General features: G+C 60.9%; 8 protein-coding genes. 1 reads left to right on the forward strand and 7 read right to left on the reverse strand.

The features are described 5' to 3' along the window. Positions 1-9: 9 nt before the first annotated feature. The 4 genes from CR157_RS21455 to CR157_RS21470 all read right to left on the reverse strand — a co-directional run bounded on the left by CR157_RS21455 (position 10) and on the right by CR157_RS21470 (position 3,562). Positions 10-498: a universal stress protein gene (locus CR157_RS21455; RefSeq protein ID WP_110285550.1), complete on the reverse strand. Its 489-nt coding sequence runs from the start codon at positions 496-498 to the stop codon at positions 10-12. Positions 499-571: 73 nt separating this feature from the next. Then, positions 572-1,912 carry a TRAP transporter large permease gene (locus CR157_RS21460; RefSeq protein ID WP_110285566.1) on the reverse strand — a complete coding sequence of 447 codons (1,341 nt, stop codon included), beginning with the start codon at positions 1,910-1,912 and terminating at the stop codon, positions 572-574. Between the two features lie 18 nt (positions 1,913-1,930). Continuing rightward, the gene (locus CR157_RS21465; RefSeq protein ID WP_110285551.1) at positions 1,931-2,479 is read right to left on the reverse strand and encodes a TRAP transporter small permease; all 549 of its coding nucleotides are present in this window, start codon (positions 2,477-2,479) and stop codon (positions 1,931-1,933) included. A gap of 84 nt (positions 2,480-2,563) precedes the next feature. After that, a complete protein-coding gene (locus tag CR157_RS21470; protein WP_258364264.1) occupies positions 2,564-3,562 on the reverse strand; it encodes a TRAP transporter substrate-binding protein in 999 nt (332 codons plus the stop codon). 361 nt (positions 3,563-3,923) lie between these two features. Between CR157_RS21470 and pdxR the strand changes: the two genes are divergently transcribed. Continuing rightward, a complete protein-coding gene (pdxR, locus tag CR157_RS21475) occupies positions 3,924-5,399 on the forward strand; it encodes a MocR-like pyridoxine biosynthesis transcription factor PdxR (RefSeq protein WP_110285552.1) in 1,476 nt (491 codons plus the stop codon). Positions 5,400-5,443: 44 nt separating this feature from the next. Here pdxR and CR157_RS21480 read toward each other — a convergent pair whose 3' ends face one another. The 3 genes from CR157_RS21480 to thiO form a co-directional block, all read right to left on the reverse strand. Further along, positions 5,444-6,883 carry an NAD(P)/FAD-dependent oxidoreductase gene (locus CR157_RS21480; protein WP_110285553.1) on the reverse strand — a complete coding sequence of 480 codons (1,440 nt, stop codon included), beginning with the start codon at positions 6,881-6,883 and terminating at the stop codon, positions 5,444-5,446. A 186-nt stretch (positions 6,884-7,069) separates the two neighbouring features. Continuing rightward, a complete protein-coding gene (locus tag CR157_RS21490) occupies positions 7,070-7,462 on the reverse strand; it encodes a nuclear transport factor 2 family protein (RefSeq protein WP_110285555.1) in 393 nt (130 codons plus the stop codon). 174 nt (positions 7,463-7,636) lie between these two features. Continuing rightward, positions 7,637-8,806 (reverse strand): glycine oxidase ThiO, encoded by a 1,170-nt coding sequence (gene thiO / locus CR157_RS21495; RefSeq protein WP_110285556.1) that lies wholly within the window; start codon positions 8,804-8,806, stop codon positions 7,637-7,639. Between the last annotated feature and the right edge of the window lie 187 nt (positions 8,807-8,993).

Below are 8,993 nucleotides of genomic sequence, written 5' to 3' on the forward strand. Positions count from 1 at the left end.
CGCCGAGGGTTACTCGGGTGGTGGCACGACCACGACCGGAACATGGCTTCTCTTCAGGACACCCCGCGTCACCTTTCCGGCATAGGAGGCGGTAAAGCCGTGCTTGTTGGAGGCCATCACGATCAGGTCGCAGCCCAGCTTCGAGGCCATGCCAACGATCACCTTGGCCGGATAGCCCTCGGCCACCTCCATGCTGGCAACCCGGGTGGAGACGGACTCATCCCCCACTCCATGGAGGCTCCAGAAGTTTGCCATCTTGTCTTCCAGCTGCTGCCTCGCTTCGTCCAGGCGCTTGCGGATGAGTCCCTGCAGGGTCTTCTTGTCGCGAATATTGACGCGTAGCGTGTTCATGACATCATCATCCAGTGACTTGACGGCGTGGAGGACATGCAGCTTCGCCCCGGTGGCAAATGAAAGCCTGAATGCCTGTTCCAGTACCACATGGCTGTCACTGCGAAGCCCGACACAGCAAAGAATGTTTTCAATTGACCTGTCCATATTTCCTCCGTCACCAAGGATGACAACTACACTTCGGCTGCCAGCTTACGGTGCCGGCATGCCGATGCCTAACCTAATAGCCCATCACTCCCGGTAGCCAGAGAGAAATCTGCGGAACATAGGCAACGATGAAGAGCGCAATAATGGATGCGGCGGCAAACGGCAAGGCACGATAGGAGATTTCCTCGATGGAGGCCCCGCCGATTCCCGAAGCAACAAACAGGTTCTCGCCGAGCGGCGGCGTCTGGAAGCCGATCGCCAGTGCACAGACGACCACTATCCCCACATGGACGGGGTCGGCCCCCAGCATGTACATGATGGGCAGCAAGACGGGCGTCAGGATCATGATGGCCGCGAGGGTCTCCATGAACATGCCGACGAACAGCAGGAACATGATGATCAGCGCCCAGATGATGTACATGTTCTGGGTGAAATCCAGCATGGCCGATGCGATGTAAGCCGGGACACGCTGCTCGACCAGCAGCCGACCGAAGACCGTCGCGGTGAACAGGATCAGCAGCACCCGCCCACTGATCCAGGTCGTGGTTTCCAGCGTCTTCATTGCCGGCCCGAACTTCAGCTCCTTGTGGATGAAGATCCCCACGATCAGCGTATAGAAGATGGCGACGATGGCCGACTCGGTCGGCGTGAACACCCCGGAGTAGATACCACCGAGAATGATGATGGGCGCCAGGATCGACCAGATCCCGCGGCGCAGTGCCTTCTTGATCGACTCCGTCGACCAGTGATCGGTCAGGCCACGATACCCATGTTTCCTCGACAGAAGATAATTCATGATCAGCAGGCAACCGGCAATCACTATGCCGGGAAAGATACCGGCAATGAACAACTTGGGAATCGACAGGGTCTGGAAGCTACCGTGTGCCGCCACCGCTTCCGGGGGCGGCGTCATGCCCATGCCGGTGATGCCGAAGATGACCATGGGGATGGAGGGAGGGATCACGACGCCCAGGCCACCGGAGGAGGCGGTAATGGCGGATGCATACCCCCGATCGTAATGCCGCTGCACCATGGCCGGGATCATCAACATGCCAACGGCAGCCGTGGTCGCCGGGCCCGAACCGGAGATGGCGCCGAAGAACATGCAGGCGAAGACCGTTGCCGCCGCGAGCCCCCCCGTTGCCGGCCCGGCGAACGCCTCGGCAATATCGACCAGCCGGCGTGAGATCCCCGCGGCTTCCATCAGGGCTCCGGCGAGAATGAAGGCGGGCAATGCCATGAGCGGGAACGAGCCAACAGAGGTGAAGGCGATCTGGACAAAGGCGGCCGGATTCTGGCCAATGTAGAGAAATGCCGCCAGGGCCGATACACCAAGAGACGCCGTTATGGGAGCCCCCAGCAATAGCAGCAGGAAGAAGGTGCCAAACAGCACATATACGATAGTGGGATCCATGACGTTGTCTCCGATCACTCAGCTCTTGTCGTGAGTTTCATTCTGCGTGCGCTTCATCTCTTCGATTTTCGCATCTTCCGGATCCATGATCTGCCTGTTCATCACATGCTTGACATACATGTTCTGTAGAATGCGAATAGACATGATCAGGAACGCAAGTGGGAGGATCATGTAGAAGTACTTCATCGGAACCCCCATCGTCTGGGACTTCCAGAACACATTCATGCGATTGAACACAAAATCGTAACTCAGATAGACAAAATACAGATTGAACCCCACCCAGACCAGGTCGGTGACTATATTGCAGACCTTCTCGACAACACGTGGAAAGAACTTGAACTGGAATGTCACGCGATTATGGGCCGACATCTTGGCTGCGTACACTGCCCCCATATAGGCAAACCAGACGAAAGCATATGTAGCCAGCTCATCGCCCCAGGCCAGTGAGCCACTGAATACATTACGCAGCACAATCTGAACAAACAGCAACACCACGAAGAACACCAGAAGCAGCTGGCATATATAGTTTTCCAGATTGTCGAATATCTTCAGTAGAAGCTGTTTCATGACGGTCGCCCCCGATGCCTTGCCTGATGTTTTCCGAAGGCTGCACTGACGTCACCCAGTGCAGCGTTCACGGAAATTCGGCGGTTAGTTCAGGTCCCGACCCAGCGCCTGTAGCGCCTCCGCCAGTCGCTCCTCGCCGCCGATGCTGTCATAGAAACGCGGCCAGATGCTCGAGGCACGCTCGATCCATTCGCTCTCGCCATTAGCGGGCTCGATGATCTGCATGCCGTGCTCTTCCACCAAGGTCTGCTTGATGCTTTCTTCCGACTCCAGCAGGTAGTCATAGCTGTAGGCAGTGGCTTCTTGGCCCGCTTCCAGCACGACTTCCTGCAGATCGGAACTCAGGCTCTGGAACTTGGACTCGCTCATGATCAATGGCTCCAGCGAGAACACGTAGCAGATATCGGTGATATAGTCCTGCACCTCGTAGAACTTCATGGCATTGATGGTGATATAGGGGTTGTCCTGCCCATCCACGACGCCCTGCTGCAGGGCCGTGAAGGTCTCCGACCAGGCCATCGGCAGCGGATTGACCCCCCACTCCTGATAGGAGGCAATCATGATCTCGTTGCGGGGCACGCGAATGGTAAGCCCTTGCAGGTCATCCGGGGTGGCGACCGGCTTGCTGGAGTTGCTCAGCACACGACACCCCGAATAGGCCCAGGAAAGCACCCTGACTCCGGCATCCCGGATGGTGTTTTCGGCCAGCTGCTGACCGATCTCACCCTGGGTGAGGGTCTTGGCGTCTTCCGGGCTGGTAATCACATACGGCAGCGTGAGAACACCTACCGTGGGGGAAAAGGGAGTGATGTTGTTGATCGCCAGGACCGAGAGATCCAGCATTCCCATGCTGGCGCTGCTGACCGTGTCCTGCTCGCTACCCAATTGGCCGTTGGGGAACATGTCGACAGTCACCTGGCCATCTGTCTTTTCATGGATCAGTTCGGCAAACTTCTCCCCCATAGCATACTGGGTACCGCCCTGGGCATCGCCCAGCGCCATGCGCCAGGTTTCGGCCAGTGCATTCTGGCTGATGACGGCACTGACGGCCGCCGCGGCTACGGAAAACATTATCTTGTTCATGCCACTCTCCCAGCAATGTCTTGTTATTGACTTGTACTCGCCCTGGAGCAGCCACTCGGTTCGTCTTGTCTGAATCGGGCTGTTCCATGATGTTCACTTTACCCCCCCGACACCGGGGCACTAGTACCAGACACCACCCGTCGATTGGTCCAGCCCCGGGCATGGTGATGGCATCGACCGATCAGGCCACCATCGCCGCTGAGCGGGATGATGCAACCCACTGATTTTTCGATTGTCTAACTGGACATCGAGGCACTTTCTTGGCATGTTAGAAGGTTGTGGGTGCCGGCGCCCGAGCCCCCACTCCCTTGCATCGACTCGCCAGACCCTTCCCGGGGATGGCTTTCATCGTGGGCCAACCATGAGCCAGCTACTGTTTCATCTCGATTCAAGCCTTCCGACGAGCCTCCAGCAGCAGCTGCGTGAACAGATCGTGCATGCCATCCTGGATGGACATATCCCGCTCGATGAGGCACTTCCTTCCAGCCGCAAGCTGGCGCGCGAGCTTCAGGTGGCGCGCAACACGGTGATGCTGGCCTATGAGCATCTGCTCGACGACGGCTATCTGATTGCCAAGAGTCGCAGCGGCTACTTCGTGAATCCGGAAATCCTGGAAGGTCGAGCCGAGAAACCGGTGCGTCTCAACGATATCGACGCCGAGCGTATGCCCTGGGAAAGGCTGCTCACGATCCGGCCCTCGCAGCAGGAGACCATTCAGAAACCCAGTGACTGGCATCGATACGACTACCCCTTCCTCTACGGGCAGATCGATCCGGCGCTCTTCCCGACCCAACACTGGCGGGAATGCAGTCGTGACTCCATGAGTGTCCCGGCCATTCGCAGCTGGTCGGTCGACCACCTCAACGACGACGATCCCCTGCTGATCGAGCAGATCCACAAGCGCCTCTTGCCGCGCCGTGGCGTCTGGGCCAAGCCCGAGGAAATTCTCGTCACGGTCGGCACCCAGCAGGCGCTGTGGATCGCCGCCATGCTGCTGCTGAAACCGGGTCGGCAGTTCGGGATGGAGAATCCCGGCTATGTGGACATGTACAACATCGCCCGGATCTTCACGGACGATATCCGCCTGTTACCGGTGGACGAGCAGGGCATGCGACCGGTCGAGGAGCTGACGCAGTGTTCCCTGGTCTACACGACGCCCAGCCACCAGAGCCCCACGACGGTGACCATGCCACTCGAGCGGCGGCGGCAGCTGCTCGACATGGCCGAGATCGAGAACTTCCTGATCATCGAGGACGACTACGACAGCGAAACCAACTACCTCAGCAACCCTACGCCGGCGCTCAAGAGCCTGGACCGGCACAGCCGTGTCATCTATGTCGGGAGTCTTTCCAAGACCCTGGCGCCCGGCCTGAGGCTGGGCTACATGGTTGCCCACCCGGCGCTGATCCGCGAGGCTCGCGCCCTGCGGCGACTGATGCTGCGCCATCCGCCGACCAACAACCAACGCGCCCTGGCGCTGTTTCTTGACCGGGGCTATCAAGATGCACTGATCCGGCAGATCCACCAGACGTTCGAGAGCCGCTGGCAGCTCATGAGCGACGCCCTCAAGCGTCATCTGCCCAACTGCTATACCCCTTCGACGTATGGTGGCTCGTGCTTCTGGATCAAAGGCCCCGAAGGGCTGGACTGCCAGCGACTTCAGGACCTGGCCCGCGAGGAAGGCATCCTGTTGGAGCGCGGCGACCTGCACTACTTCGACCGTCCCGCAAGGGAGTACCTGCGCCTGGGCTTCTCGGCCATCCCCGAGGAGCGCATCGAGCCAGGCATCGAACGCCTGGCTCGATTGCTCCCGAGAGCCATGGAACGGTCAGACTAGTCGATATTCAGTGAGTTACGGTCGGTAAACCGTTGCCAGCCTGGTCACAACACTTCGTCCTTCAGGTAGTACCAGCGATAGAGAAACCGCTGCCCGAACCGTCGGAAGGGGGCGAAGGCCTGGGACTCGACCATTTCGCGGATATTCGGGAAGGGCAGCTGGGAGGTGAAGATCGGCAGGTCGAGTTGCCTGCCGTCGCCGGCGATCCATTGCGCCAGTCGGCGCCCCGCCTGGGCCGAGTACATGACCCCGTTGCCGCCGTAGCCCAAGGCATAGAAGATGGTCTCCTTGGGATCCGGCTGATGAATCCGCGGCATCATGTCGTGGCTGACATCGACCCAGCCCCACCAGGAGTAATCCAGTGGAATGCCCTTCAGCGCCGGGAACTTCCGGACCATGTTGTTGACCAGCACATCCTCGTATTTCTGCTGGGGTGCATCACGCCCAGTAATGGCACTGCGGCTGCCGATCTGCAGCCGGTTGTCCGGCAGCAGACGGTAATAGTGCCGCAGCACGCGCGTATCGGTGATGACCTGATGCGTCCTGAAGCTGCAGGCTTCAATCTCGTTCGCCGTGAGCGGCCGGGTGACGATCGAGTTCGACAGGATCGGCAGCAGCCGATTCTTGAGCTGGGGGTGCAGGCTCTGGGAGGTATACCCCCCCGTGGCGATACCCACGGCACGGGCCCTGACCATCCCCCCCGGGGTCTTGAGATAGTGCACACCGTCGCGCGTCTCCCAGCCCTGCACGGGGCTCGACGGATGTACCTTGGCGCCCAGGGCCCTGGCCTTCCTGAGATAGCCGAACGCCAGCTTGCCGGCGTGGATACCGATGCCCTCGGGCTCGTGCATGGCACCGGCGGCGTCCTGATCGCCGACCCAGTCCCGCTTGACCGTATCGGCGTCGAGGATACGGGCATCGTAGTCGAACGTCTCCCTCAGCAGCCTGGCCTCCTTTTCGAGGGACGGCATGACCTTGTCGCGATGGGCGATGTAGAGATGCCCGCCCGGCTGAGGCTCGCAGTCGATGTCCTCGATCAGCGACTTGAAGGTCTCCATGCCATCCAGACACTCGCGATGCAGCTTGAGCGCGGTCTCCAGGCCATAGCGCTCGATCCACTGGGAGCGCTTGAGGCGTCCCGAGGCGCACTGTGCCTGGCCGCCGTTGCGGGTGCTGCAGCCCCAGCTGGTGCGATTGGCCTCGAGCACGGTCGCCCGGATACCGTATTCCTGCGCCAGGAAGATGGCGGCCGTCAGGCCGGTGAAGCCGGCCCCGATGATCACCACGTCCACGTCCATGTCCTGGGTCACCGGGCCGTCATCGGCCGGGGGCTCGCCCGCGGTGCCGATCCAGTAGGTCGGCGCGTAGTCACGCCCCTGCCCCGGTGTGGTGCTCTTCAGCGGATCATAAGCCGGATCATAAGGCTGGGATGGTGCGGTAGCGCTGCGTCGCTCTTCTCCCGCCTTGCTGGTCTTTGTCTCCATGATCGACTCCTGTGTGTCGGGATGCCGCGGCTCGCACCGTCCTTAGGCTTTGCCCGGAAACTGCCTGCGCTCGCCCATACGGCGTTAAAAATCAGCTTAAAATGCTCATTTACACCCACGTAAACTCCGCTTTTTCGCTGATTTTTGCCTTGTCTGGCCATCGCTCGCCGACTTTTCGGACCAAGCCTAGCCGTTGTTGCCTGCAATCGGCGGCCTGTTCTTGCGAAAGGCGTTCTTCACAGCGATCTTGCCGTCGCGGAAGGTAAAGGCATCGATCATGCGGGCCTCGGAGCGGACCCCGTCGGTGGTCGTGCCCTTGTAGGTGGTCTCCGAGAAGCCGCGATCACCGACCACGAAGTGCTCACCATCGACCCAGCAGGCATCGGGCGCCGTCTTCCAGGCGTTCTCGAGCCCCTGCCGCACTTCGGCCTGGCCGACGAAGCTCTTGCCTACCAGTTCCGGGCCAGCAATGGCATGAAACACACAGTCATCCGTCATCATCTCCATCACGGCATCGATATCATGACGATTCAGGGCGTCGCTGAAGGCTTTCAGGAATTCAACATCGGGCTGGCTCATCTTGGCCTCCTGGGCTTGTCCGTTGTTCCCCTGCGGGATTAACGAGAAGAAGTAGGCTCCTAAGTCTCCTCATCCCTGCAAAGGGTACTGGCGGGACCGGCTGGTGGTTAGCGCCAGATAGGGATGGAACGTTGGGCCAGCCGATCGCCCCGCGAAGGAACCGGACATGAGCCGTCATGCATAATCGACCACCAGCGGGTTGTCCGTTCCCTCTCCCAGCGGCGCGGCACTGCCGCCGACGCGACCGGCACTCAGCCGAAAGGGCTCGGGGTCGAGGATCGGCTCGCGCCCCACTAGTTGGTCGACCAGCAGGCGCGTGGCGGCCGGGGCCAACACAAGGCCGTTGCGATAGTGGCCGGCATTGATGAACAACCCTGCGACGCCCGGTACCTCACCGATGAACGGCAGGCCTTCGGGAGCGCCTGGTCGCAGTCCCGCCCAGTGGTGCTCGACTTCGCAGTCGGCCAGGCCCGGCACCATCGCTATGGCGCTGGCATACAGCGAGGTCCGCGCCTCCCCGGTCGGCGTCTTGTCGAAACCCGCCTGCTCCAATGTCGAGCCAACCAGCACGCGGCCATCGTCGCGTGGAATCAGGTAGCGTCCCTCCTTCAACACCACCCGCTCGACCAGGCGTTTGCATCCGCTCGTCACCGGTGTCCGGAAGACCATCATCTGGCCCTTGACCGGATGCACGGGCAAGCTGACGCCCAGCGTTTCCAGCAGCTGCCCCGTCCAGGCTCCGCCACAGACGATTACCCGGCCGGCCCTGAAGCAGCCTGCGTCGGTGTCCACGCCCCTGACCTGACCGCGCTCGACCACCAGGCGTGCGACCTGGCACCCTTCGTGAAGTACGACACCTGGCAGGGACTGTAACCGGGTGCGCAGCGCTCGGCACAGGCGTGGGTTGCGGATGCTACCCAGCGTCGGCATCCATAGGCCGTCGTCGAGGCCGTCAGCAAGACCTGGCTCCTGCGCGTACAGGAAGTAAGCATCTACCCTCGCCAGCGGTTTGCCCAGGCGCCGCGCCCACGCCATGGCATCGGCCTCCTCATCCACATTCAGGTAGAGCAAGCCTCGCTGGCGATACTCCGGGTCGATCCCCGTTTCCTCAGCCAGTCTCGATGCCAGCATGGGATAACGTCCTTCCGACCATCTCGCCAATTGCGAGATTGGTTCGCTGTATCGCCAGGGATAGAGCGGCGAGATGATGCCGCCCCCGGCCCAGGAGGCCTCCCGGCCACACTGCCCCCGCTCCACCAGGGCCACCGAGTGGCCGGCCTCGGCCAGTTGCCAGGCGGTCATCATGCCGATGACGCCTCCGCCGATGATCACAAAATCCGTCATGAGTCTTCTCCCCCCGGAAATCAAGAAACCCCGGTCCGACGAGTTGCTCGCCTGGCGACCGGGGCTATCCTGGCGTTGTCTCGGCAATTACCTCAGACGTAGTCCTGGTACTTCTCCAGCAGGCGCACCGGCTTCTTCAGCGCGTCGCGGCGGAACGGGTCGCCCAGCTCCCGGGTGCACATGATCT

This window comes from Halomonas sp. LBP4, from assembly GCF_003202205.1.
Classification (GTDB): Bacteria; Pseudomonadota; Gammaproteobacteria; order Pseudomonadales; family Halomonadaceae; genus Halomonas; species Halomonas flagellata.